Raw genomic sequence first — 22,010 nt, forward strand, 5'->3', positions numbered from 1 at the left:
GCTCTGCGGGTGAGCTGAGCGTTGGACATCGGCGTCGCGCGGGATTGTTTCGCGTGGAAGGCGGATTGAAGGTTCGTCGACGATCGGCGCGCGCGCATGCGCGCGTCCCGCTCTCAACGGAACCTCCAACATGTCCTTCCCACCACGCGCTTCACGGCGCGCCCGGCGCCTGTGGGCGCTTTCGCTGGCCGCGTTCGCGGCCCTGTCGGGCCTGGCGCCCGCATTCGCGCAGGATGCCCGGATCCATCTTTCGGGCACCGACATACCCGGCGGCACCGATCGCTTCATCGTGAGGTACCGCGATGGCTCCGCACCGCGTCGCGATGCCGTGGCGCTGCGTTCGACCCTGGGCGCCGCCGCGGCCGTCACGGGCCGGGCCACGAAGCTGCAATCGCTGCGACGCATGGCGACCGGCGCCGAGGTGATTCGCGCCGATCGCAAGCTCGATCGCATCGAAGCCGCCGCGCTGATGCGCGGCATCGCCGCCGATCCGGACGTCGAATACGTCGAGGTCGACAAGCTCAACCACGCTCTGCTGGTTCCCAACGACACGCGCTACGCCGAACAGTGGGGCTGGTCCGGCACCTACGGCATCCGCGCCGACCAGACGTGGAATGTCGCGAGCGGCGCCGGCGTCGTCGTCGCCGTGGTCGATTCGGGCATCGTGAATCACAGCGACCTCAGTGCGAACGTGCTGCCGGGGTACGACTTCATCGAGGATCCGTGGAATGCGAACGACGGCGACGGCCGCGACGCCGACGCACGCGATCCGGGCGACTGGGTTGCGGCGGGCGCGTGCTACGCCGGCAGCGCAGCCAGCAATTCGCTTTGGCACGGCACGCACGTGGCCGGCACCATCGCGGCCGTCACCAACAACGGCAAGGGCGTGGCGGGCGTCGCGTACGGCGCGAAGCTGCTGCCCGTGCGCGTGCTCGGACGCTGCGGCGCCTACGACTCGGACATCGCCGACGGCGTGATCTGGGCGTCCGGCGGCGCGGTGCCCGGCGTGCCGGCGAACACGACGCCGGCGGAAGTCATCAACATCAGCCTCGGCGGTGAGGGCGCGTGCGGCATCACGTTGCAGAAGGCGTTCGACGCGGCCGTCTCGCGCGGCAGCACGGTCGTCGTGGCCGCCGGCAACGAGAACATCGACGCGTCCCTCTCGGTGCCCTCGAACTGCCGCAACGTCATCGTTGTCGGCGCCAGCACCGCCACGGGCGAGCGTGCCGCGTTCTCGAATCACGGCGCGCTGGTCGACATCGCCGCGCCGGGCGTGGGCATCCTCTCGACGTACAACGCCGGGCTGACCTCGCCGACGGCCGAGACCTACGCCGCGCTGCACGGCACGTCGATGGCCGCGCCCCACGTCGCCGGTGTCGTCGCGCTGATTCAGTCGGTGTCGCCGACACCGAAGACGCCGGCGCAGATCGAGGCGCTGCTGAAATCCACCGCGACGCCGTTCCCCGCGACGCCTTCGATGCCGATCGGTGCGGGCATCGTCAACGCGCGCGCCGCGGTGGAAGCGGTGATGCCACCGCCGATCGTCGCGCTGGCCAACGGCGTGCCGGTCACCGGCTTGTCGGGCGCGCGGTTGAGCGAACGGTTGTTCGCGCTGACCGTGCCCGCCGGCGCGACGGGGCTGACGTTCACCACCGTCGGCGGCACCGGCGATGCCGACCTGTACGTGAAGTTCGGCAGCGCGCCGACCACGACGAGCTACCAGTGCCGTTCGATCAAATCGGGCAACGCCGAGACGTGCGGCATCGCGACGGCGCAGGCCGGCACGTACTACGTGATGTTGCGCGGCTATGCGGCGTACAGCGGCGTGTCGCTCACCGCCCGCTACGCCGTCGCCGTGCCCACGCGCGTCACGTATGGCAACACGACCGAGTTTGCGATTCGCGACCTGGGGTCGATCGAAAGCCCCATCGTGGTCGCCGGCCGCACCGGCAATGCGCCGGCCAACGCGTCCGTCGCCATCGACATCGCGCACACCTACCGCGGCGATCTGAAGGTCGACCTCGTCGCGCCCGACGGCACGCTGTTCAACCTGCACAACCGCAGCGGCGGCAGCGCGGACGATCTGGTGAAGTCGGTGGAACTGGACCTGTCGTCCAAGCCGCTCAACGGCACGTGGAAGCTGCGCGTGTACGACGGCGCGCGCGGCGATACCGGCCGCCTGCGCCAGTGGTCGATCACGTTCTGAGTGGAAGGCGCGCGGGCCGGCTTGCCGGCCCGCGCCGCCCGGGCGTCAGACGCTCGATTCGAAGCGGTTCGCCTCGACGTTCTTGCGGACCTTCGTCGGGTCCCAGATGCGCCCGTTCATCGCGATGTACACGCCCGGCGGCAGCGACTGCACGGCGCCCACGGCGCAACCGACGTTGAACTCGGCATCCGAACCTCGGAAACGCGCCGGGCTCAGCGCGCCGGTCAGGACGATGGTCTTGTCGGCGAGGCTCGACAGCACCCGGGCGGTCTCGACCATCGTGTCGGTGCCGTGCGTGAGCAGCACGTGCTTCGCCGGCTGGGCGGCGATGGTCGCGCGGATCAGCTCGCGGTCTTCGGCGGTGATGTGGAGCGAATCCTTGCGCAGGATCGGGATCACGTTGAAGCGGAACGCCACGCCCAGCTCGCGCAGGATGCCGCCGATCTGCGGCTCGCCGATCTGGTAGTCCGACTTGTCGTCGAAGTAGATCTTGTCGATCGTGCCGCCGGTGGTGACGATGCAGAGCTGGTCCATCGAAGGTCGCGCGGTGTGGATTGGGCGGAATTGTAGCCGCGCGTGGGGCAATGCGGTCGTGGTGGCGATGAACGCGCCGCAGCGCGTGCGACCTTCCTCCGCCCCGGTGCCCGGCTGCGATCGGCTTGCCGGACTACGCCTTCTTCTTCGCGAACCGGGCGCGCAGTCCGGGCAGGCTCGCCGAGAAGATCACCACCAGCGCCAGCGCGACCTCGGCCAGCGCGAACCCGCGCTCGGCCGGGCGCGACCAGGCGACCATCACGCCATGGCTGAACCAGGCCAGCCCGAGCACGCCGGCCCAGAACGGCGCCGTGCGCATCCGCCGCAGTGCGCCCATCGCCAGCGCGAGCGGCGGGAAAGCGAACACCACCAGCTCCGCGACGGGCGAGGGGTGCGGCGCGAACCAGGCGATGAACAACGCCGCCAGCGCGAGCAGCGCGATCACCAGCACGTGCCGGGCGTTCATGCGGACACCTTCGCGACCAGCGTCGCCAGCCGGCGACCGAGCGCGCGGGCGAGCTGCGCCTCCTCGTCGGTCGGCTGCGGATCGTCGGAATTGCCGGCCACGTGCGAGGCGCCGTACGGCGTGCCGCCGCTGCGAGTCGTGCTGAGCGCGGCCTCGGTGTAGGGGATGCCCATGAGCACGCAGCCGTGGTGCAGCAGCGGGACCATCATCGTCAGCAGCGTGGATTCCTGGCCGCCGTGCATCGTCGCAGTCGAGGTGAACACCGCGGCGGGCTTGCCGACCAGCGTGCCGCTGGTCCATTCGCCGACCAGGCCGTCGAGCCAGTACTTCACCGGCGCGGCCATGTTGCCGAAGCGCGTCGGGCTGCCGAGCGCGAGGCCGGCGCATTCGACGAGGTCGCGCGGTTCCACGTAGGGCGCGCCGTCTTCCGGCACGGGCGGCGCGGCCGACTGCGTCACCGCCGACACCGGCGGCACCGTGCGGATGCGCGCGGACACGCCCTCGACCTCGCCGATGCCGCGCGCGATCTGCCGCGCCAACCGCGCCACCGAACCGCCGCGGCTGTAATAGAGCACCAGGATCTCGGGCATTTCGTCCTCCTAAGCCGGGCGGAAAGGATAGCGGCATTCGCACGCTGACTCCGCCACGCAGTCCCATCGGTTACCCTCCGCCGGATGGAGCCACTGGATTCCCTGTACCGCTGGAGCGAACGCGCGCGCGACCGCGCCCGGGTGGGCACGTTCTTCCGCTTCCTCGCGCGGCGCTTCCTCGAGGACAACCTGTTCCAGGCGGCCGGCGCCCTGGCGTACACGACCGTGTTCGCGCTGGTGCCGTTGTCGATGGTGGTGTTCGGCGTGCTGTCGGCGTTCCCCGTCTTCGGCGAATGGAGCGACCGGCTCAGCGATTACATCTTCTCCAACTTCGTGCCGAGCGCCGCGCGGTCGGTGGAGGCCTACCTCAAGCAGTTCTCCGCGAACGCCGGCCAGCTCACCGCCGCGGGCGTCATCGCGCTGGTGGTGTCGCTGCTGATCACGCTCAACGGCGTGGAATCGGCGTTCAACCGCATCTGGCGGGTGGAATCGGCCAGGCCCCGCATCGGCCGCTTCCTCGTGTACTGGACGGTGCTCACGCTCGGCGCGCTGATGGCCGCCGCGAGCCTGGCGCTGTCGGCGAAGTTCTTCGCGATGTCGATGTTCGAAACCCAGGCCGGCCGCACGTTGCAGACGCTGATGCTGCGCCTGTCGCCGATGACGCTGGAACTGCTGGCCTTCGCCGCGATCTACCGCGTCGTCCCGCACCGCACGATCCACTGGCGCCACGCGTTCGCCGGCGCGGCGCTGGCGGCGGTGCTGTTCGAGATCGTGAAGTGGGGCATCGGCCTGTACCTGGGCAACTTCAATTCGTACTCGAAGATCTACGGCACGCTCGCGTTCGTGCCGATCTTCCTGCTGTGGATCTACCTGAGCTGGGTGGCGATCCTGCTCGGCGCCTCGCTCGCCTCGTCGATGTCGGAGTTCCGCTACCAGCCGGTCGGCATGCGTTTGCCGCTGGGGTTCGAGATCTACGGCCTGCTGCGCCTGCTCGCCCGCTTCAACGAATCGCGCAAGCTCGGCCGTGGGCTGCACAGCGATGAGATCGAGACGATGGAGCCGATGCTCACCGACGCGCTGGTGCAGCAGATGCTCGCGCAGTTGAACACGATCAACGTCGTGCGCCGCGCCGAAACCGGCGAGTGGCTGCTCACGCGCGACCTCGACGAACTCACGCTCGCCGAACTGTACGAAGCCTGCCAGCTGCGCATCCCGGTCGCCGAGGCCGTGCTGCCGTGCCGCGACGATTCGCTCGGCCGTTCGGCCATCGCCGCGCTCGACGAACTGCGCCTTCCCCTGCGCGAGCTGCTCAAGCGGCGCGCGTCCTCCATCCAATCCGACGAGGTCTGACATGTCCAGCGCGTCCACGCGTTCCCTTCTCGCCGCCGCGCTCGTCGCCGGAGCGCTGCTCGCCGGGTGCCAGAAGGACAAGCCCGCCGACACCGACCTCGCCGCGCCGCAGACACCGTCCGACACCGGCGCGCTGACCCTGCCGCAGACCGCCGACCATCCGCTCAGCGAAGGCGGCGTGGACGTCCCGAAGCTCGTCATCGCCACCGTCGAAGGCAAGCAGTTCGACCTGTCGGCGCGTCGCGGGAGGTGGGTCGTGGTGAATTTCTGGGCGACGTGGTGCAAGCCGTGCCTGAAGGAAATGCCCGAACTCTCCGCGCTCGATGCGATGCGCGAGCACATCGAGGTGATCGGCCTCGCCTACGAGGACATCACGTCCGACGACATGAAGGTCTTCCTCAAGCTGCATCCGGTGGTCTACCCGATCGCGGTCGTCGACACGTTCAATCCGCCGGCGGATTTCGCGACGCCGCGCGGCCTGCCGATGACCTACCTGATCGCGCCCGACGGCCGCGTTGCCGACAAGTTCCTCGGCCCGGTGACGGCCAAGGACATCGAGGCCGCAATCGCCAAGGCCGGCGGTCCGCAAGCGGCGCCGCAGTCATGAGCGCCGCGCGCTTCGTCGTGAGCGGCAAGGTGCAGGGCGTGTTCTTCCGCGCCTCCACGCGCGACCGCGCCCAGGCGCTGGGGCTGCGCGGTTTCGCGAGGAACCTGGCGGACGGCCGCGTGGAAGTGCTCGTCGCCGGCGACGAGGCGGCGATCGACGAACTCGCCGCGTGGCTGCGCGAAGGCCCGCCACAGGCGCGCGTGGACGATCTGGAACGACTGCCCGCGCGCGACGAGGAAGCAGGCGAGGGCTTCTCGGCGATCTGACTCGTCTTCGCGCTACGCGTCGTCCCCGCGGTCCGGACCGATCGGCTTGATCACCGTGTAGTGCTCGCGCTTGGGCTTGCGTCCCAATGGCGGGAACTCGATGCAGTGCTCCGGCACGCGCTTGTCTGGAATGCGCGAGAGCAGGTCGCGGATCAGCGCCAGGCGTCCGCGCCGCTGGTCGTTGAAATCGACCAGCGTCCACGGGGCGTGGTCGGTGTGCGTGGCCCGGAGCATCGCCTCGCGCGCCTTCGTGTAATCGTCGTAATGCTCGCGCGAGGCGACGTCGATCGGCGACAGCTTCCAGCGCTTGAGCGGGTCTTCCAGTCGCTCGGCGAAACGCTCTTCCTGCTTGGCCTGGTCGCAGCACAGCCAGTACTTGAACAGCAGCACGCCGTCGTCCACCAGCAACTGTTCGAACACCGGCGCCTGCCGCAGGAAGGTGTGCACCTGGTCGGTGTCGGCGTAACCCATCACGCGTTCGACGCCGGCGCGGTTGTACCAGCTGCGATCGAACAGCGCGATCTCGCCCGCCGCCGGGAGATGCGGCACGTAGCGCTGGAAATACCATTGCGCCTGCTCGCGATCGGTCGGCTTGGGCAGCGCGACGATGCGGCACTGGCGCGGGTTGAGGTGCTCGGCGATCGCCTCGATCGCGCCGCCCTTGCCGGCGGTGTCGCGCCCTTCGAACAACACCACCAACCGCTTGCCCGCGTCGCTGAGCCAGCGCGCCATTTCGACCAGTTCGATCTGCAGCGGTTCGAGCTGCGCTTCATATTCCTTGCGCTTGAGCTTGGCCATCACGCGGGGCTCCTGCGGCTGCGCGTGCGCGAGGCGCCCGCGGCAGTTTTCGATGCGCTGCGCCGGCGCGTGCCCGCCATGCTGCGCGCCACTTCCAGCAGCGCGCCCTGCTGGCGCGTGTCGAGCGCGCGGTAGGCGGCGAGCAGGTCGTGTTCGCCCTGCGTGCGTGCGGGGTCGAGCGTGCTCGCCAGTTCGGCCAGCAACGCGCCGGCCGGTACGCCGAAGGCGCGGGCGAGGGCGTCCAGCTGTTCGCGCCCGGGCAGCTTCTCGCCGCGCAGCCACGCACTCACCGTGGCGACGCCGGCGCGCGGAATGGCCGTCGCGATGTCCGCGGGGCTCATCCCGCTGGCCTTGGCGAGCAAACGCAGGGTGGTGTCCAGCGACATGTCTCACTCCGCCTTGGAGGAACGAACGGCACGACGGTGACGCCGCGCCGGTGACGCGCGCGTCAGCGCTCGCACAGGCGCGGGCGCAGGGTCGCGAGGTTGCACGGCTTCGTGCGCGAATCCAGCTGCGCACGGATGATTTTCTCCCACGCGGTGCGGCAGGCCGACGTCGAGCCCGGCAGCGCGAACACGAACGTGCCGTTCGCCAGCCCGGCGAACGCGCGCGACTGCAGCGTCGAGGTGCCGATCTCCTCGAAGCTCACCGCGCGAAACAACTCGCCGAAGCCGTCCATCTGCTTGTCGAGCAGCGGCAGCAGCGCTTCGGGCGTGGAATCGCGACCGGTGAAGCCGGTGCCGCCGGTGACGAGCACGCCATCGACGTGCTCGTCGGCGATCCAGCGCGACACCACGGCGCGCAGCTGGTAGCGATCGTCCTTGAGCAGGGCGCGTTCGGCGAGCCGGTGTCCGGCGTCGGCCAGCGACTGCACGAGGTAGTCGCCCGAACTGTCTTCGGCCAGCGTGCGCGTGTCGGACACGGTCAGCACGCACAGGTTCAGCGCAATCAGGTCGGCGGTGGCGGTCATGGGGGCAGCGTACTCCTGGAAAGCAGGCTCTATGCGATGGGGGAATGCGCCATGCGATGCACGGCGTCGGCGAAGTCGCGGGCGAAGCCGGCCATGTCGAACAGCCCGGCGTCGCGTTTGCGTGCGGCCAGTCGCTCGCGCAGATCGCGCAGCGCATGCGGATCGCGCGCCAAGGCAACGGCGCGTGCGATGAACTCCGCGTCCGTCGCGACGTTCATCCCGTCCATGCGCAGATGATGGTTGAGGCTGCCGGCGACACGCGCGGCGAAGGTGTCGCCGGGGCGCGTCAGCACGGGGCAACCGGCCCAGAGCGCATCCGAGGCGGTGGTGTGCGCGTTGTAGGGCTCGGTGTCGAGGAACAGGTCGGCGTGCTGCAGGCGCGCCATGTACGCCGCGTGGGGCTGCTTCGGCATGAACACCAGTCGCTGCGGGCCCACGCCGTCAGCCTGCGCGGCGGCGCGCAGTCGCGCATCGGCCTCCCCCGGACCGGACAGCAGCCACAGCACGCTGCCGGGCACCTCCCGCAGGATCGCGAACGCACGTGCCATGCTGCGCGGATTGAGCTTGTAACTGTTGTTGAAGCAGCAGAACACGACGCCGTCGTCGGGCAAACCGCATTCGGCGCGGGGCGGTGGCGCGAGGATCGCGCGCGTCGTGTCCGACGGCTGGAAGCAGCGCGGCAGGCGCATCACGCGCTCGCTGAAATCGCGCTGCATCGACTCGGGCAGCACGTACGCATCGGCCAGCACGAAGTCGATCCACGGGGCACCCGAGGTGCCGGGATACGCGAGCCAGTTCACCTGCACGCGCGCCGGCCGCATCGCCAGCACTTCCGGCGTGCCGCCGCCGCCCCAGCCGCGCAGGTCGAAGAGCACGTCGATGCCGGCATCGCGGATGCGCTGCGCGACGCGCGCGTGCGATTGCTGTGCGACGTCATGAAGCGCGTGCGCAGCAGCCTGCAATCGCGTGCGGATCGGGCTGCCGTCGTCGGCATTGAGCGCGAACAGATGGACGTCGAACGCGTCGAGTTCGCGCAGGTGTTCGAACAACGCGACCGTCAGAAGTCCCGTCGGATGCGAGCCGAATCCGTTGGAGAGGAACCCGACACGCAGGCGCTCGCGCGCGTGCGGCGATGCGGCGAGCATCGGGCGGATCTGCTGCGCGAGCAGGCCGGCGCGAAGTCGCGCGCAACGCAGCTGCTCGGCGGCGCTGGCGTCTTCGCTGAGGAAGGCGAAGGGTTCGACCGAGGCCGCGCCTGCATTCACCGCGGCGCGGACCTGCGAGGCAAGGGTGTCGAGGTCGCGCCAGTCGCACAGCTTGCGCCGCCACGCGAGCAGGTACGCGGCGATCTGCGGCTCGTCGGGCGCCATCGCATGCGCGCGGGCGTACGCGTCGGCCGCGGCTTCGGCTTCGCCCACGTCTTCCAGCACGTGGCCGAGCCACACCGCGATGCCGGGATGATTCGGCGCGTTCGTCGCCGCGGCGCGCAGGCTCGCGACCGCTTCGTCGCGCCGGCCCAGCATCCATTGCGCGCGACCCAGGCGCGCCAGCGCTTCCGGATGCCCGGGGCGCAGCGCGAGCGCGCGACGGCACGCGGCTTCGCCGGCGACCGCATCCCCGCGATCGAGTTCGTGTTCGGCCAGCAGGATCCACGCGAACCCGTCGGCCGGATTGCGCTCCAGTGCGCGACGCAGCTCGATGCGTGGATCGGCGTGGTTCATGCGTGGGCGCGAGGGAACGACAGCGAGTACCACTGCGTGTCGGCTTCGTCCCAACCGGCGCTGCGATAGAGCGCGCGGGCGGTGGCGTTGTCGCGCGAGGTTTCCAGCACGATGCCCACCGCGCCGTCGGCGCGTGCGAAGCCGGCGGCTGCATCCAGCAGCGCGCGACCGGCGCCGGTGCGGCGCGCGTCGGCGTCGACGTAGAGATCGTTGAGGATCCACAACCGGCCGGTGCGCACCGACGACCACATCGGATAGAGCTGCGTGAAACCGATGGCGCGATCGCCGTCGGTCGCGAGCAGGATCACCGACTCGTTCGCGCGAAGACGCGCATCGAGGAACTCACGTGCGCGTGCTTCGTCCGAGGGCTGGTCGTAGAAGCGGCGGTACGCGTCGAACAACGGTACGACGGCGTCGAGGTCGTCCAGCGTGGCGCGTGCGATCGCGAGGGGCATGGGGCGGGTCCGTGCTCGGGGTTTTCGCGATTGTAGTCAACGCGGGAGGGTGCGCCCTGACGTCGATCATATCGGTGCGCGGCTTCGGGTTTGCCCTCAGCCCGATCCTTCTCCAGCAGGCGGGCGAGAGGCTGAAGCAGGATCAGCTTTCCTGCGTGAGGCGCGCCAGTTCGTCGGCCTGGTGTTCGTGCTGCAGTCGCGCGACGAGTTCGTCCATGTCGCCCTGGATCACGTTGGGCAGGTCGTACAGCGTCAGGCCCTCGACGCGATGGTCGGTGATGCGGCCCTGCGGGAAGTTGTAGGTGCGGATGCGCTGGCTGCGATCGCCGCTGCCGACCTGCAGTTTGCGCATCGAGGCCTGCGCCGCGGCGGCCTTCGCCGCCTGCGCTTCAGCGAGCATCGCGGCCAGGCGCTTCATCGCCTTGTCGCGGTTGGCGTGCTGGCTGCGTTCGGTCTGGCTTTCGACCACCAGGCCGCTTGGGACATGGGTGATGCGGATCGCCGATTCGGTCTTGTTGACGTGCTGCCCGCCCGCGCCGCTGGAGCGGAACGTGTCCACTTTCAGGTCGGCGGGATTGATCTCGATCGGCTCGCCTTCGGCTTCTAGCGGGATGATCGCGACCGTCGCCGCGGAGGTGTGGATGCGGCCCTGCGATTCGGTTTCCGGCACGCGCTGCACGCGATGCGTGCCGGACTCGAACTTCAGCTTCGAATAGGCGCCGCGGCCTTCCACGCGCGCGATGACTTCCTTGAAGCCGCCGTGTTCGCCGGGACTGCCCGATTCGATTTCGACCTTCCAGCCCTGGCGCTCGGCGTAACGTGCATACATGCGGAACAGGTCGCCGGCGAAGATCGCCGCTTCGTCGCCGCCGGTGCCGGCGCGCACCTCCAGGTAGAGGTCGCCTTCGTCGCGCGGGTCCTTCGGGATCAGGTGCGCGAGCAGTTCGGCATCGAGGCGTTCCAGGCGCGCCTGCGCGGCGGCGATCTCGTCCTGGGCGAGTTCGGCCAGCTCCGGGTCCTCGCGCATCGCCTGCGCGGCGGCGAGGTCGTCCTTCGCCTGCGCTTCGGCCTTCAGCGCATTCGCCACCGGTTCGAGCTGGGCGAATTCGCGGGAGAAGCGGCGGAAGCGGTCCGCATCGCCGATGACGCCGGGATCGGACAAGAGGCGTTCGAGTTCTTCGCGCCGTTCGGCGAGGGCTTCGAGTTTGCGGCGCAGGCTGGGCGTCATGGGCGAGGCACGGGTGTGGAAGAGTGGGAACGATCAAGGACCGCGACATGGATGTCGCTAGGCTTCCCCTTCGTCGCTCCCGTCCACGCGCTTCGCATTCCTCTCGACTTCGTCCTCACTCGCCGCGAAGAGTTTTTCGGCGGCGCGCGCCAGTTCCGCATTGCCGGTGAGCGCGGCTTCGCGCAGCGCGATGGTCGGCGCGTGCAGCAGGCGGTTGGTGAGCGTGTGCGCGAGGTAATTCAGCACCTGCGCCGGATCCTGCCCGGCGGCGAGCTGCTGCTGCGCACGCGCGAGCACGTCGGCCTTGGCGGCATCGCCGTGCGCGCGCAGGCGCTTGAGCGGCTCGGTGCGCGTGCTGGCGACCATCGTTTCGGTAAAACGCGCCACCTGCAGTTCGACGATCGCCTCGGCTTCTGTCGCGGCTTCGCGGCGGCTGCGGCGGTTGTCCTCGATGGCGCGTTCCAGATCGTCGACCGTGTAGAGGAAGACATCCTTCAGCTCGGCCACGTCGGGCGCGATGTCGCGCGGCACGGCGAGGTCGAGCAGCAGCATCGGCCGGTGCTTGCGCGTGGCGAGCGCGGCGGCGACGTGCGGGCGATGCAGGATCGGATCGCGGCTTGCGGTGGCGGAGATCACCACGTCGGCCTCGCCGAGGTGCTTGTCGATCTCGCTCAGCGGCAACGCGACACCGCCATGGCGGCTGGCGAGTTCCTGCGCGTGCGCGAGCGTGCGGTTGGCGACGAGAAGACGCTTGGCGCGCGCCTGCACGAGGTGGCGCGCGGCCAGTTCGATGGTCTCGCCGGCGCCGATCATCAGCACCGTGGAGTCTTCCAGCCGCGCGAACGACTCCTGCGCCAGGCGCACTGCCGCCGAGGCGACCGACACCGGATTGGCGCCGATGCGCGTGTCGGTGCGCGCGCGCTTGGCGGTGGTGAAGGCGTGCTGGAAGAGGCGGTCGAGCTGGCTGCCCAGCGTCCCCGCGTGGCGCGCGGTGGCCCAGGCATCCTTCACCTGGCCGAGGATCTGCGGTTCCCCGAGCACGAGCGAATCCAGCCCGGTCGCGACGCGGAACAGGTGGCGCACCGCATCGGCATCGCGATGGCGGTAGAGGTAGGCGTGCAGGTCGCCGACGTCGTCCGGATGCGTGGCCAGCCAGTTGGCGAGCGCCTGGCCGTCGTCGTTCGACACCGCGTAGAGTTCGGTCCGGTTGCAGGTGGACAGCAGGGCGACTTCCTGCACCTGCGGAAGCGTCTTCAAGGCACCCAGCGCGGCCGGCACCGTGTCGGCCGAAAACGCCACGCGCTCGCGCAGGCTGACCGGCGCGGTCTGGTGATTGATGCCTAGTACGAACAAACTCATTGACGCCGGACCTTCGTTCAGGTGCTTGCGATAAGCTGCTGGCTACCCGGAGGCCGATATTCTACCGGCCCCGTTCCGTCCCGGCTTCCTTCAGGCCCGTTCGAATGCCCGCTGCCTCGCGCACGCTCTGTTTCGCCCTTGTCGCCCTGGCTTCCATCGCCACGCCCGCCTTCACGCCGCTGCTCGCGGCCGAGAAGGCGCCGCCTTCGTCCCCGGCCGATCCCACCGGCGCTTCGCTGGAAGCCCTGCTCGCCGGTGAATTCGCGTTGCAGTCCGGGCGCCTGGACGACGCCGCGCAGGCCTATCTGGATGCGGCCCGCCAGGCGGACGACGTCGCGCTCGCCGAACGCGCGACCCGCATCGCATTGCTGGCGAAGGACGACAAGCGCGCCGCGCAGGCGCTTGAGCTGTGGCGCAAGCAGGGCGGCGAAGGCCTGAATCTGTCCGCGGCCGAAGCCGTGCTCGCGATCCGTCGCGGCAACGAGCGCCAGGCCCGCAAGCACCTGACCGACCTCCTGCAGGCCCCGGGCGATGCCGGGTGGCGGCAGGCGCTGGGCGTGCTGTCCGGCGGCGCGCGCGATCCCAAGCAGGCCGCGCGCCTGCTCGACAAGCTTGTCGACAGTGGCCGCATCCCGAACAAATTGCAGGCGTGGCTGGCGTTCGGCGGCCTCGCGCAGGCGCTCGAACAGCCGGAGCTGGTCGAACGCATCGTCGCCGAAGTCGTGGAGCGTTTCCCAGGCGAAGCCCGCGTCGGCCTGCTGCGTGCGAGCCAGCTGCGCGAAGCCGGCAAGACCGACGATGCGCGCAAACTGCTGGAATCGCTCGCCGCGCAGGCGGGCGACGACGCCGAGCTACGTCGCGCGATCGCCGACGAATACCACCGCCTTGGCGACTATGCCGCCGCCGAAGCGGTGCTCGCGCAAGGCCCGCAGGACGACCAGAGCTACTCGCTTCGCGCGGCGCTGCTCGCGCAGGCCGAGGACAAGAGCTCGCTGGGCCGCCTGTACGACGAACTGCGCGCGCGGTCGAGCGACCCGGATCCGCAGCGCCGGCTGCTGCTGGGCCAGATCGCCGAATTCCTCGAACGCTACGACGAAGCGCTGGCCTGGTACCGCGGCGTGCCCGGCGGCGGCCAGCGCTGGTCGGCGCGCCTGCGCGCGGCGAACGTGCTGCACGAACTCAAGCGCGGCGATGAAGCCTACAAGTCCCTTCGCGAACTGCAGGCCGATGCCGCCGCCGACGACGAAGCGCGTCGCGACGCCTACCTGCTGGAGGCTTCGTTGCGCGACAAGGACGACGACGCCAACGGCGAAATGGAGGTTTACGCGCGCGGGCTGGCGGCGTTCCCGGACGATCCGGAAATCCTCTACGCGCGCGGCCTGAGCTGGGAACGTCGCGACGATATCCCGCGCGCCGAAGCCGACCTTCGCAAGATCCTCGTCGCCGAGCCTGACAACGTGGCCGCGCTCAACGCGCTGGGCTACACGCTCGCCGATCGCACGACGCGCTACCAGGAAGCGCTGCAGCTGATCGAGCGCGCGCGCACCGCCGAACCCGACAACGCGGCGATCATCGACAGCTACGGCTGGGTGCTCTACCGCATGGGCCGCAAGGAGGAGGCGCTGGTCGAACTGCGCCGCGCGCTGACCCTGCAGAAGGACGCGGAAATCGCCTCGCACGTCGGCGAAGTGCTGTGGGACCTGGGCCGCAAGGACGAGGCGCGCAAGTACTTCGAACAGGCGCGCAAGATCGACCCCGAAAACCGCTCGCTCAAGCGCGCGCTGGAGAAGACCGGCGCATGACGATTCGTGCCTTCCTTGCGCCGGTCGCGATGGCGCTGATCCTTGCCGGCTGCGTTTCGCAGCCGCCCCGCGCTCCCGACGTGCCGGTCGACCACGCGCAGGCGCGTGCACAGGACGAACGTCGCGCGGCGCTGACGAACTGGTCGCTCTCCGGACGCATCGCCGTGTCCAACGGCAAGCAGGGCGGGAGCGGGCGCATCGACTGGCAGCAGTCGGGCGAGCGCTACACGGTGTCGCTGAGCGCGCCGGTCACGCGCCAGAGCTGGCGCCTGAGCGGCGACGGCACCGGCGGCCGGCTGGACGGCATCGAAGGCGGGCCGCGCGAAGCGGCCGACGTCGAGGCGCTCCTGCGCGAAACCACGGGCTGGAACATTCCCGTGCGCGCGCTCGCCGACTGGGTGCGGGGCGTGGGTGCCGACCCGGCGCGCTTCGGCGAGGCGCGGATCGTGTACGGCGAGGGCAATCGCCCGGTGCGCCTGGTGCAGGCCGGCTGGACGATCGATTTCGCGCAATGGCAGGCCGAGGCGGCCGCGACGGGCGGTCCGGTCCTCCCGGCGCGGCTCACCGCGACGCTGGGCGATGCGCGCGTCCGACTCATCATCGACCAGTGGACCCCTGGCGTAACGCCATGAACGACGCGGTCCCGGAAGCGGCGTGGACCGTCTGGCCCGCGCCGGCCAAGCTGAATCTGTTTCTGCGGATCACCGGCCGGCGTCCCGATGGCTACCACCTGCTCCAGACGGTTTTCCGCATCCTCGAATGGGGCGATACCGTGCGCCTGCGCGTCCGCGACGACGGTCAGGTGCGTCGGCGTGGCGCCTCCGTTGCGGGCGTGGAGGAAGCGGACGATCTGACGGTCCGGGCGGCTAATCTGCTGCGATCAGTCGCCAATTGCCCGCAAGGTGCGGACATCGCGATTGATAAGCGCATTCCGGCTGGCGGCGGCTTCGGTGGGGGTTCGTCCGACGCGGCAACGGTTTTGGTTGGGCTGGACGCGATGTGGGGCACCGGGCTCGGCCTCGATCGGCTCGCGGAGCTCAGTTTGCAGCTGGGCGCCGACGTCCCGGTCTTCGTGCGCGGTGAGAACGCCTGGGCGGAAGGAGTGGGCGAGCGATTGTCTCCGGTCCCGCTGCCGCCCGCCTGGTACGTCCTGGCCGATCCCGGCGTCCACGCCCCGACGGCGACTTTGTTCAAATCCCCTGAATTGACGCGTGATGCCCCGGCCGCGACAATGTCGGACTTCGTTTCGGGTGTGCCGCTCGGGAATGCGTTCGAGCCGGTGCTGCGCGCGCGCGAATCCGCCGTCGAGGCTGTTTTCGCTGCGCTGTCGCGGATCGGCTCGCCGCGCCTGACCGGCTCCGGCAGCGGTTGTTTCGTCGAATTCGCCACCCGCGAAGCCGCCGAGGCGGCGCTGGCCGCGTTGCCGACCGGGCTTCGCGCCTGGGTGGCGGAAGGGGCGCAAGCCTCGCCGCTGCACCGTGCACTGGCGGACTGGACGAAGCAGGCAAGACCGGCGCCCTGACGGGCTCCACTGCAGGGGCGTCGCCAAGTGGCCCAAGGCACCGGGTTTTGATCCCGGCATTCGTAGGTTCGAATCCTACCGCCCCTGCCAACTCCATCGACGTAATCCAGCTTGAGGGTCGGGCATTCGGGATTGGGGATTCGCAACGGCTGAATCCCCAATCCCGAATCCTTGATCCCCGACCGGCCAGACCATGCAGAACGATCGCAACCTGCTGATTTTCAGCGGTAACGCCAACCGCCCGCTCGCCGACTCGGTGTGCAGGGAACTGGGCATCCGTCTGGGCAAGGCGCTCGTCGGCCGTTTCTCCGACGGCGAAGTGCAGGTGGAAATCGAGGAGAACGTCCGTCGCCAGGAAGTGTTCGTCATCCAGCCGACGAACGCGCCCACGGCGGAGAATTTCATGGAGCTGCTGGTGCTGGTGGACGCGCTCAAGCGCGCCTCGGCCGCCAGCGTGACCGCGGTGGTGCCGTACTTCGGCTACGCCCGCCAGGATCGCCGCCCGCGTTCCTCGCGCGTGCCGATCACGGCCAAGGTCGCGGCGAAGATGTTCAGTGCGGTCGGTACCGATCGCGTGTTGACGGTCGATCTCCACGCCGACCAGATCCAGGGCTTCTTCGACATCCCGGTCGACAACGTGTACGCCTCGCCGCTGCTGCTTGCCGACATCTGGCGCGCGCACGGCACGGAAAACATGGTGGTGGTCTCGCCCGACGTCGGCGGCGTGGTGCGCGCGCGAGCGATCGCCAAGCGCCTGGACGATGCGGACCTGGCGATCATCGACAAGCGCCGTCCGCGCGCCAACGTTGCCACGGTGATGAACATCATCGGCGACGTCGCCGGCAAGACCTGCGTGCTGGTCGACGACATCGTCGACACCGCCGGCACCTTGTGCGCCGCGGCGAACGCGCTGAAGGCGCAGGGCGCGACCAAGGTGGTCGCGTACTGCACGCATCCGGTGTTGTCGGGCGCGGCGATGGACAACGTGACCAAGTCGCAGCTCGACGAGCTGGTGGTCACCGACACCATCAAGCTGTCCGACGCGGCGCGGGCCTGCGGCAAGATCCGCCAGCTCAGCGTCGCCGAGCTTCTGGCCGAGACGATCCGACGCGTGGCGTTCGGCGAGTCGGTCAGTTCGCTGTACGTGGATTGAAGTTTTCCGGGAGCGGTTTCCGGTCCCGGTCCAAAGGCTCTTCTGGTCGCGGAAGAGTCACATCGCCGCCGCGAGGCGGCATAACGCAGTAAGTGAGTAAACGAAAATGTCCGAACATACCCTCAAGGCCACTGGCCGCAAGGTCGAAGGGAAGGGTGCGAGCCGCCGCCTTCGCCATGCCGCCAGCATCCCGGCCATCGTCTACGGCGGCAAGTCCGAGCCGAAGGCGATCCAGCTCGACCACGAGAAGATCTGGCTGGCCCAGCAGAACGAGTGGTTCTACTCGTCTATCCTGAACCTCGACATCGACGGCGCCGTCGAAGCCGTGCTGCTGCGCGACATCCAGCGCCATCCGTTCAAGCAGATCATCATGCACCTGGACTTCCAGCGCGTTGATCTGAACGCCGCGCTGAAGGCGTCGGTGCCGCTGCACTTCATCGGCCAGGAAGGCTCGCCGGCTGGCAAGTCGGCCGACGTCGTGATCACGCACGAACTCAACGAAGTCACCGTCAGCTGCCTGCCGCGCGACCTGCCGGAGTTCATCGAGATCGACCTGTCGGGCCTGAAGGTCGGCGACATCGTCCACCTGTCGGACGTCAAGCTGCCCAAGGGCGTGGAGCTGCCGGAACTGAAGCTGGGCAAGGAACACGACGTCGCCGTCGTGATCGCCAAGCACGGCCGCGTCGAAGCCGAAGAGTCGGCTGAGGCCCCGTCGGCCGAAGTGCCGGCCACCAAGGCCGCCAAGAAGGACGAGAAGTAATCGCGTTCCGACGCCTGCCCGCGCACGCGGGCAGGCGTCGGCGTGACTTCACGATGGACGGTTTGCGCCTCATCGTCGGCTTGGGGAATCCCGGTGCCGAACATCTCCGGACCCGGCACAACGCCGGGTTCTGGTTTGTGGACGCCCTCGCGCTGCGTCAGGGCGCCCGCTTCGGTCTGGAATCCAAGCTGTTCGGCGAAACGGCGAAGGTCGAGATCGCCGGCAAGCCGGTGTGGCTGCTCAAGCCGGCCACGTTCATGAACCTTTCCGGCAAATCGGTCACGGCGGCGCTGCGCTACTGGAAGATCGAGCCGGAGCAGATGCTGGTCGTCCACGACGAACTCGATCTCGCACCGGGCACCGCGCGCCTGAAGTTCGATGGCGGCCACGGCGGCCAGAACGGTCTGCGCGACATCACCAGGCTGCTCGGCCATGGCAAGTACCACCGCCTGCGCATCGGCATCGGCCACCCCGGGCACAAGGACCGCGTGACGTCCTGGGTGCTGGGCAAGCCCGGCGCGGACGACGAAGCCTCCATCCTTCGCGCCATCGGCGATGCCGACGACGTGCTACCGCTGGCCGTGTCCGGCGATTTCAACGAAGCCATGAAGCGGCTTCACACCAGCAGGTGATCCGCGATTGGTGATTGTCGATTCGAGCTGCATGGCCGCGAGTCGCCAATCACGAATCCCGAATCACGGAACACCGCCATGGGCATCAAATGCGGCATCGTCGGCCTGCCGAACGTCGGCAAGTCGACCCTCTTCAACGCCCTGACCAAGGCCGGCATCGCCGCCGCCAACTTCCCGTTCTGCACGATCGAGCCGAACGTCGGCGTCGTGCCCGTGCCGGATCCGCGCCTCAATGCGCTGTCGGAAATCGTCAAGCCGCAGAAGGTCATCCCGACCGCGGTGGAGTTCGTCGACATCGCCGGCCTCGTCGCCGGTGCCGCCAGCGGTGAAGGCCTGGGCAACAAGTTCCTCGCGCACATCCGCGAAGTCGACGCGATCACGCACGTCGTGCGCTGCTTCGAGAACGACGACGTCATCCACGTCAACAACCGCATCGATCCGATTTCCGACATCGACACCATCGACACCGAGCTCGCGCTCGCGGACCTGGAATCGGTGGAAAAGGCGCTGCAGCGCGCCGAGCGTTCGGCGAAGACCGGCGACAAGGAAGCGAAGATCCGCGTGGAAGTGCTGGGTCGCGTGCGCGCCGGCCTCGACGACGGCAAGCCCGCGCGCGCGCTCGGCCTGTCGGACGACGACAAGCTCGTGCTGCGCGATCTTTTCCTGCTCACGCTCAAGCCGGTGATGTACGTCGCCAACGTCCTTGAGGATGGCTTTGAGAACAACCCGCACCTCGATGCGGTGCGCGCCCGCGCCGTCACCGAGGGCGCGGAAGTGGTGCCGGTGTGCGCCGCCATCGAGGAAGAGCTCAGCCAGCTCGACGACGCCGACCGCGATGCGTTCCTGACCGATCTGGGGCTGGACGAGCCCGGCCTGAACCGGGTGATCCGTGCGGCGTACAAGCTGCTGGGCCTGCAGACCTATTTCACCGCCGGCGTGAAGGAAGTCCGCGCATGGACGGTGAAGGCCGGCTCGACCGCGCCGCAGGCGGCGGCGGTGATCCACACCGATTTCGAGAAGGGCTTCATTCGCGCCGAAACCATCGCGTACGACGATTTCATCAAGTACAAGGGCGAATCCGGCGCGCGCGATGCCGGCCGCCTGCGCCTGGAAGGCAAGGAATACCGCGTCCAGGAAGGCGACGTGCTGCATTTCCGCTTCAACGTCTGAGGCTGCCGGCCCGCCGTCCATCGGCGGGCGAGGGTGCGCGGAAGACGCCGCAGGATGCATCGCGTGAAAATTGATGCGTGAAACGCGTTGACAACCTCGCCGGCCAGTCCCAAAATTGCGGGCTCTTTGGAGGGATACCCAAGCGGCCAACGGGGGCAGACTGTAAATCTGCTGGCTTACGCCTTCGGTGGTTCGAATCCACCTCCCTCCACCAGTTCCAACAGCAGTAGTCTGGTGGATGCAACACCCCGGTGACTTACCACCACCGGCGCAGTACCCAAGCAGGTTTGTCCGGCGCGGGAGTAGTTCAATGGTAGAACCTCAGCCTTCCAAGCTGATGGTGCGGGTTCGATTCCCGTCTCCCGCTCCATTGATGCCGCGACAGACGATCTGCTGGAACAACTTGCTCACGTAGCTCAGTCGGTAGAGCACCTCCTTGGTAAGGAGGAGGTCGAAGGTTCGATTCCTTTCGTGAGCACCATCTTTCCCGTACCACCCGTAATTCCGTCCTAAAGCGAGAGTCGACTGTCATGGCCAAGGGTAAGTTTGAGCGCACCAAGCCGCACGTGAACGTGGGCACGATCGGTCACGTCGACCACGGCAAGACCACGCTGACGGCGGCGCTGACGAAGGTGGGCGCGGAGCGTTTCGGTGGCGAGTTCAAGGCGTACGACGCGATCGACGCGGCGCCGGAAGAGAAGGCGCGCGGCATCACGATCTCGACGGCGCACGTCGAGTACGAAAGCCCGACGCGCCACTACGCGCACGTGGACTGCCCGGGCCACGCCGACTACGTGAAGAACATGATCACGGGTGCGGCGCAGATGGACGGCGCGATCCTGGTGTGTTCGGCCGCTGACGGCCCGATGCCGCAGACGCGCGAGCACATCCTGCTGTCGCGCCAGGTCGGCGTGCCGTACATCGTCGTGTTCCTGAACAAGGCCGACATGGTGGACGACGCCGAGCTGCTCGAGCTGGTCGAGATGGAAGTGCGTGAACTCCTGAGCAAGTACGAGTTCCCGGGCGACGACACCCCGATCATCCACGGTTCGGCCCGTCTGGCGCTGGAAGGCGACCAGTCGGAAATCGGCGTGCCAGCGATCCTGAAGCTGGTGGAAGCGCTGGACACGTTCATCCCGGAACCGCAGCGTGACGTCGACAAGCCGTTCCTGATGCCGGTGGAAGACGTGTTCTCGATCTCGGGCCGCGGCACCGTGGTGACCGGCCGTATCGAGCGCGGCATCATCAAGGTCGGCGACGAAATCGAAATCGTCGGCATCCGCCCGACGCAGAAGACGACGGTCACCGGCGTGGAAATGTTCCGCAAGCTGCTCGACCAGGGCCAGGCGGGCGACAACGCCGGTCTGCTGCTGCGCGGCACGAAGCGTGACGACGTCGAGCGCGGTCAGGTGCTGGCCAAGCCGGGTTCGATCACGCCGCACACCACGTTCGAAGCCGAGGTGTACGTGCTGTCGAAGGACGAAGGCGGCCGTCACACGCCGTTCTTCAAGGGCTACCGTCCGCAGTTCTACTTCCGCACCACCGACATCACCGGTGCGGTCGAGCTGCCGGAAGGCGTCGAGATGGTCATGCCGGGCGACAACATCAAGATGGTCGTCACGCTGATCAACCCGGTCGCGATGGACGAAGGCCTGCGCTTCGCGATCCGCGAAGGCGGCCGTACCGTCGGCGCCGGCGTGGTGGCGAAGATCCTGAAGTAATGAAACCGGCCCCGTGCGCTTCGGCGCGCGGGGCATTCCCGCATCGCGGGATCCGACGACCTGGACGCGCCCTGCGGCCAGGCGACGCCGGAAAGGCAGCAGGGCGGACTTCGGTCCGCCTTTGCCGTCTCAGAAAGCTCTAAACTAGTTCCATACGCCAGTAGCTCAATTGGCAGAGCAGCGGTCTCCAAAACCGCAGGTTGGGGGTTCGAGTCCCTCCTGGCGTGCCAACCCATGCGGGTCCTCCGCAGAAGTCCGGTCAGACGTGGTCGGCCTTTACCCACTACAGACGCGGCCTGGCTGCCGCGCGATGGATCGGATGAACAGCAAGGTCGAACAACCCGGATCCGCCTCCACCGGCGATATCGTCAAGTACGCACTTGCCGTGCTGCTGGTGGCCGCTGGCGTTGCCGCGTACATCTATTTCGATCAGTGGGCGGGCCCGCTCCGCGCGCTGGCCGTCGCCGTCGGCCTGGTCCTCGCGGCCGTCGTGTTCCTGACCAGCGGCAAGGGTCTGCAGACCCGCGAGTTCCTTTCCGAGTCGCGCTTCGAGCTGCGCAAGGTGGTCTGGCCGACCCGTCAGGAAGCCATGCGCACCACCTGGGTCGTGATCATCGCCGTGGCGGTGCTCAGCCTGATCCTCGCCGCCATGGACCTGTTCATCCAGTTCCTGGTCAAGTTGATTCTGGGGCAGTAAGCA

General features: G+C 68.6%; 22 protein-coding genes, 5 tRNA genes and 2 pseudogenes. 19 read left to right on the forward strand and 10 right to left on the reverse strand.

The features are described from left to right. Positions 1-130: 130 nt before the first annotated feature. A pseudogene (locus LA521A_RS04595) lies at positions 131-1,846 on the forward strand (S8 family peptidase); the annotation flags it as partial. 177 nt (positions 1,847-2,023) lie between these two features. Next, positions 2,024-2,206: pseudogene (locus LA521A_RS18985) on the forward strand (proprotein convertase P-domain-containing protein); the annotation flags it as partial. 45 nt (positions 2,207-2,251) lie between these two features. Here the strand turns inward: LA521A_RS18985 and LA521A_RS04600 are convergent. The 3 genes from LA521A_RS04600 to wrbA all read right to left on the reverse strand — a co-directional run bounded on the left by LA521A_RS04600 (position 2,252) and on the right by wrbA (position 3,796). Further along, positions 2,252-2,740: an asparaginase domain-containing protein gene (locus LA521A_RS04600; protein ID WP_281781181.1), complete on the reverse strand. Its 489-nt coding sequence runs from the start codon at positions 2,738-2,740 to the stop codon at positions 2,252-2,254. 133 nt (positions 2,741-2,873) lie between these two features. Further along, positions 2,874-3,206 (reverse strand): DUF2069 domain-containing protein, encoded by a 333-nt coding sequence (locus LA521A_RS04605; RefSeq protein ID WP_281781182.1) that lies wholly within the window; start codon positions 3,204-3,206, stop codon positions 2,874-2,876. Beyond that, positions 3,203-3,796, reverse strand: a complete 594-nt coding sequence (gene wrbA, locus LA521A_RS04610; protein ID WP_281781183.1) for an NAD(P)H:quinone oxidoreductase — start codon at positions 3,794-3,796, stop codon at positions 3,203-3,205. The genes LA521A_RS04605 and wrbA overlap by 4 nt, the downstream gene beginning before the upstream one ends. Positions 3,797-3,880: 84 nt before the next feature. Between wrbA and LA521A_RS04615 the strand changes: the two genes are divergently transcribed. The 3 genes from LA521A_RS04615 to LA521A_RS04625 are packed head-to-tail and all read left to right on the forward strand — an operon-like array spanning position 3,881 to position 6,019. Further along, the gene (locus LA521A_RS04615) at positions 3,881-5,146 is read left to right on the forward strand and encodes a YihY family inner membrane protein (protein WP_281781184.1); all 1,266 of its coding nucleotides are present in this window, start codon (positions 3,881-3,883) and stop codon (positions 5,144-5,146) included. A 1-nt stretch (position 5,147) separates the two neighbouring features. Beyond that, positions 5,148-5,753 carry a TlpA family protein disulfide reductase gene (locus LA521A_RS04620; RefSeq protein WP_425494567.1) on the forward strand — a complete coding sequence of 202 codons (606 nt, stop codon included), beginning with the start codon at positions 5,148-5,150 and terminating at the stop codon, positions 5,751-5,753. Beyond that, positions 5,750-6,019: an acylphosphatase gene (locus LA521A_RS04625; RefSeq protein ID WP_281781185.1), complete on the forward strand. Its 270-nt coding sequence runs from the start codon at positions 5,750-5,752 to the stop codon at positions 6,017-6,019. Before LA521A_RS04620 ends, LA521A_RS04625 begins: the two co-directional genes overlap by 4 nt. A gap of 12 nt (positions 6,020-6,031) precedes the next feature. Here LA521A_RS04625 and ppk2 read toward each other — a convergent pair whose 3' ends face one another. The 7 genes from ppk2 to hemA all read right to left on the reverse strand — a co-directional run bounded on the left by ppk2 (position 6,032) and on the right by hemA (position 12,550). Continuing rightward, positions 6,032-6,817: a polyphosphate kinase 2 gene (gene ppk2, locus LA521A_RS04630; protein ID WP_281781186.1), complete on the reverse strand. Its 786-nt coding sequence runs from the start codon at positions 6,815-6,817 to the stop codon at positions 6,032-6,034. Beyond that, a complete protein-coding gene (locus LA521A_RS04635) occupies positions 6,817-7,203 on the reverse strand; it encodes a helix-turn-helix domain-containing protein (RefSeq protein WP_281781187.1) in 387 nt (128 codons plus the stop codon). The genes ppk2 and LA521A_RS04635 overlap by 1 nt, the downstream gene beginning before the upstream one ends. Positions 7,204-7,265: 62 nt before the next feature. Next, the gene (gene moaB, locus LA521A_RS04640; protein ID WP_281781188.1) at positions 7,266-7,787 is read right to left on the reverse strand and encodes a molybdenum cofactor biosynthesis protein B; all 522 of its coding nucleotides are present in this window, start codon (positions 7,785-7,787) and stop codon (positions 7,266-7,268) included. Between the two features lie 29 nt (positions 7,788-7,816). Further along, positions 7,817-9,508, reverse strand: a complete 1,692-nt coding sequence (locus tag LA521A_RS04645; protein ID WP_281781189.1) for an O-linked N-acetylglucosamine transferase, SPINDLY family protein — start codon at positions 9,506-9,508, stop codon at positions 7,817-7,819. Continuing rightward, the gene (locus LA521A_RS04650) at positions 9,505-9,963 is read right to left on the reverse strand and encodes a GNAT family N-acetyltransferase (protein ID WP_281781190.1); all 459 of its coding nucleotides are present in this window, start codon (positions 9,961-9,963) and stop codon (positions 9,505-9,507) included. The genes LA521A_RS04645 and LA521A_RS04650 overlap by 4 nt, the downstream gene beginning before the upstream one ends. Before the next feature lie 142 nt (positions 9,964-10,105). Further along, the gene (gene prfA / locus LA521A_RS04655; RefSeq protein WP_281781191.1) at positions 10,106-11,191 is read right to left on the reverse strand and encodes a peptide chain release factor 1; all 1,086 of its coding nucleotides are present in this window, start codon (positions 11,189-11,191) and stop codon (positions 10,106-10,108) included. Between the two features lie 57 nt (positions 11,192-11,248). Continuing rightward, the gene (hemA, locus tag LA521A_RS04660; RefSeq protein ID WP_281781192.1) at positions 11,249-12,550 is read right to left on the reverse strand and encodes a glutamyl-tRNA reductase; all 1,302 of its coding nucleotides are present in this window, start codon (positions 12,548-12,550) and stop codon (positions 11,249-11,251) included. A gap of 104 nt (positions 12,551-12,654) precedes the next feature. Between hemA and LA521A_RS04665 the strand changes: the two genes are divergently transcribed. The 14 genes from LA521A_RS04665 to secE all read left to right on the forward strand — a co-directional run bounded on the left by LA521A_RS04665 (position 12,655) and on the right by secE (position 22,007). Next, complete coding sequence (locus LA521A_RS04665; protein ID WP_281781193.1) at positions 12,655-14,352, forward strand: tetratricopeptide repeat protein; 1,698 nt, start codon at positions 12,655-12,657, stop codon at positions 14,350-14,352. After that, positions 14,349-14,984, forward strand: a complete 636-nt coding sequence (gene lolB / locus LA521A_RS04670; RefSeq protein ID WP_281781194.1) for a lipoprotein insertase outer membrane protein LolB — start codon at positions 14,349-14,351, stop codon at positions 14,982-14,984. Before LA521A_RS04665 ends, lolB begins: the two co-directional genes overlap by 4 nt. After that, positions 14,981-15,874 carry a 4-(cytidine 5'-diphospho)-2-C-methyl-D-erythritol kinase gene (gene ispE / locus LA521A_RS04675; protein WP_281781195.1) on the forward strand — a complete coding sequence of 298 codons (894 nt, stop codon included), beginning with the start codon at positions 14,981-14,983 and terminating at the stop codon, positions 15,872-15,874. The genes lolB and ispE overlap by 4 nt, the downstream gene beginning before the upstream one ends. Before the next feature lie 13 nt (positions 15,875-15,887). Continuing rightward, a tRNA-Gln gene (locus LA521A_RS04680) sits at positions 15,888-15,964 on the forward strand. 103 nt (positions 15,965-16,067) lie between these two features. Continuing rightward, positions 16,068-17,027 carry a ribose-phosphate diphosphokinase gene (locus LA521A_RS04685; protein ID WP_281781196.1) on the forward strand — a complete coding sequence of 320 codons (960 nt, stop codon included), beginning with the start codon at positions 16,068-16,070 and terminating at the stop codon, positions 17,025-17,027. Between the two features lie 106 nt (positions 17,028-17,133). After that, entirely contained in the window at positions 17,134-17,787 is a 654-nt protein-coding gene (locus tag LA521A_RS04690; protein WP_281781197.1) for a 50S ribosomal protein L25/general stress protein Ctc, read from the forward strand. Positions 17,788-17,840: 53 nt separating this feature from the next. Next, positions 17,841-18,419: an aminoacyl-tRNA hydrolase gene (gene pth, locus LA521A_RS04695; RefSeq protein ID WP_281781198.1), complete on the forward strand. Its 579-nt coding sequence runs from the start codon at positions 17,841-17,843 to the stop codon at positions 18,417-18,419. 78 nt (positions 18,420-18,497) lie between these two features. Beyond that, positions 18,498-19,589 (forward strand): redox-regulated ATPase YchF, encoded by a 1,092-nt coding sequence (ychF, locus tag LA521A_RS04700; RefSeq protein WP_281781199.1) that lies wholly within the window; start codon positions 18,498-18,500, stop codon positions 19,587-19,589. Between the two features lie 128 nt (positions 19,590-19,717). Then, positions 19,718-19,803: transfer RNA gene (locus tag LA521A_RS04705), tRNA-Tyr, on the forward strand. Between the two features lie 82 nt (positions 19,804-19,885). Then, a tRNA-Gly gene (locus LA521A_RS04710) sits at positions 19,886-19,959 on the forward strand. 35 nt (positions 19,960-19,994) lie between these two features. Continuing rightward, positions 19,995-20,070 (forward strand) — tRNA-Thr (locus LA521A_RS04715). 49 nt (positions 20,071-20,119) lie between these two features. Continuing rightward, positions 20,120-21,310, forward strand: coding sequence for an elongation factor Tu (tuf, locus tag LA521A_RS04720; RefSeq protein ID WP_115843879.1), 1,191 nt, complete (start codon positions 20,120-20,122; stop codon positions 21,308-21,310). A 154-nt stretch (positions 21,311-21,464) separates the two neighbouring features. Beyond that, positions 21,465-21,540, forward strand: a tRNA-Trp gene (locus LA521A_RS04725). 89 nt (positions 21,541-21,629) lie between these two features. After that, the gene (secE, locus tag LA521A_RS04730) at positions 21,630-22,007 is read left to right on the forward strand and encodes a preprotein translocase subunit SecE (protein WP_281781200.1); all 378 of its coding nucleotides are present in this window, start codon (positions 21,630-21,632) and stop codon (positions 22,005-22,007) included. Positions 22,008-22,010: the final 3 nt, after the last annotated feature.

This window comes from Lysobacter auxotrophicus, from assembly GCF_027924565.1.
Classification (GTDB): domain Bacteria; phylum Pseudomonadota; class Gammaproteobacteria; order Xanthomonadales; family Xanthomonadaceae; genus Lysobacter_J; species Lysobacter_J auxotrophicus.

Bases quoted from the DNA above. Each gene is read 5' to 3' on its own strand.
- LA521A_RS04665 (WP_281781193.1), top strand. From the start codon at position 12,655: ATGCCCGCTGCCTCGCGCACGCTCTGTTTCGCCCTTGTCGCCCTGGCT.
- LA521A_RS04625 (WP_281781185.1), top strand. From the start codon at position 5,750: ATGAGCGCCGCGCGCTTCGTCGTGAGCGGCAAGGTGCAGGGCGTGTTC.
- LA521A_RS04635 (WP_281781187.1), bottom strand. From the start codon at position 7,203: ATGTCGCTGGACACCACCCTGCGTTTGCTCGCCAAGGCCAGCGGGATG.
- ppk2 (WP_281781186.1), bottom strand. From the start codon at position 6,817: ATGGCCAAGCTCAAGCGCAAGGAATATGAAGCGCAGCTCGAACCGCTG.
- moaB (WP_281781188.1), bottom strand. From the start codon at position 7,787: ATGACCGCCACCGCCGACCTGATTGCGCTGAACCTGTGCGTGCTGACC.
- tuf (WP_115843879.1), top strand. From the start codon at position 20,120: ATGGCCAAGGGTAAGTTTGAGCGCACCAAGCCGCACGTGAACGTGGGC.
- LA521A_RS04650 (WP_281781190.1), bottom strand. From the start codon at position 9,963: ATGCCCCTCGCGATCGCACGCGCCACGCTGGACGACCTCGACGCCGTC.
- pth (WP_281781198.1), top strand. From the start codon at position 17,841: ATGGACGGTTTGCGCCTCATCGTCGGCTTGGGGAATCCCGGTGCCGAA.
- hemA (WP_281781192.1), bottom strand. From the start codon at position 12,550: ATGAGTTTGTTCGTACTAGGCATCAATCACCAGACCGCGCCGGTCAGC.
- LA521A_RS04645 (WP_281781189.1), bottom strand. From the start codon at position 9,508: ATGAACCACGCCGATCCACGCATCGAGCTGCGTCGCGCACTGGAGCGC.
- LA521A_RS04690 (WP_281781197.1), top strand. From the start codon at position 17,134: ATGTCCGAACATACCCTCAAGGCCACTGGCCGCAAGGTCGAAGGGAAG.
- lolB (WP_281781194.1), top strand. From the start codon at position 14,349: ATGACGATTCGTGCCTTCCTTGCGCCGGTCGCGATGGCGCTGATCCTT.
- wrbA (WP_281781183.1), bottom strand. From the start codon at position 3,796: ATGCCCGAGATCCTGGTGCTCTATTACAGCCGCGGCGGTTCGGTGGCG.
- ychF (WP_281781199.1), top strand. From the start codon at position 18,498: ATGGGCATCAAATGCGGCATCGTCGGCCTGCCGAACGTCGGCAAGTCG.
- ispE (WP_281781195.1), top strand. From the start codon at position 14,981: ATGAACGACGCGGTCCCGGAAGCGGCGTGGACCGTCTGGCCCGCGCCG.
- LA521A_RS04685 (WP_281781196.1), top strand. From the start codon at position 16,068: ATGCAGAACGATCGCAACCTGCTGATTTTCAGCGGTAACGCCAACCGC.
- LA521A_RS04600 (WP_281781181.1), bottom strand. From the start codon at position 2,740: ATGGACCAGCTCTGCATCGTCACCACCGGCGGCACGATCGACAAGATC.
- LA521A_RS04615 (WP_281781184.1), top strand. From the start codon at position 3,881: ATGGAGCCACTGGATTCCCTGTACCGCTGGAGCGAACGCGCGCGCGAC.
- secE (WP_281781200.1), top strand. From the start codon at position 21,630: ATGAACAGCAAGGTCGAACAACCCGGATCCGCCTCCACCGGCGATATC.
- prfA (WP_281781191.1), bottom strand. From the start codon at position 11,191: ATGACGCCCAGCCTGCGCCGCAAACTCGAAGCCCTCGCCGAACGGCGC.
- LA521A_RS04605 (WP_281781182.1), bottom strand. From the start codon at position 3,206: ATGAACGCCCGGCACGTGCTGGTGATCGCGCTGCTCGCGCTGGCGGCG.
- LA521A_RS04620 (WP_425494567.1), top strand. From the start codon at position 5,148: ATGTCCAGCGCGTCCACGCGTTCCCTTCTCGCCGCCGCGCTCGTCGCC.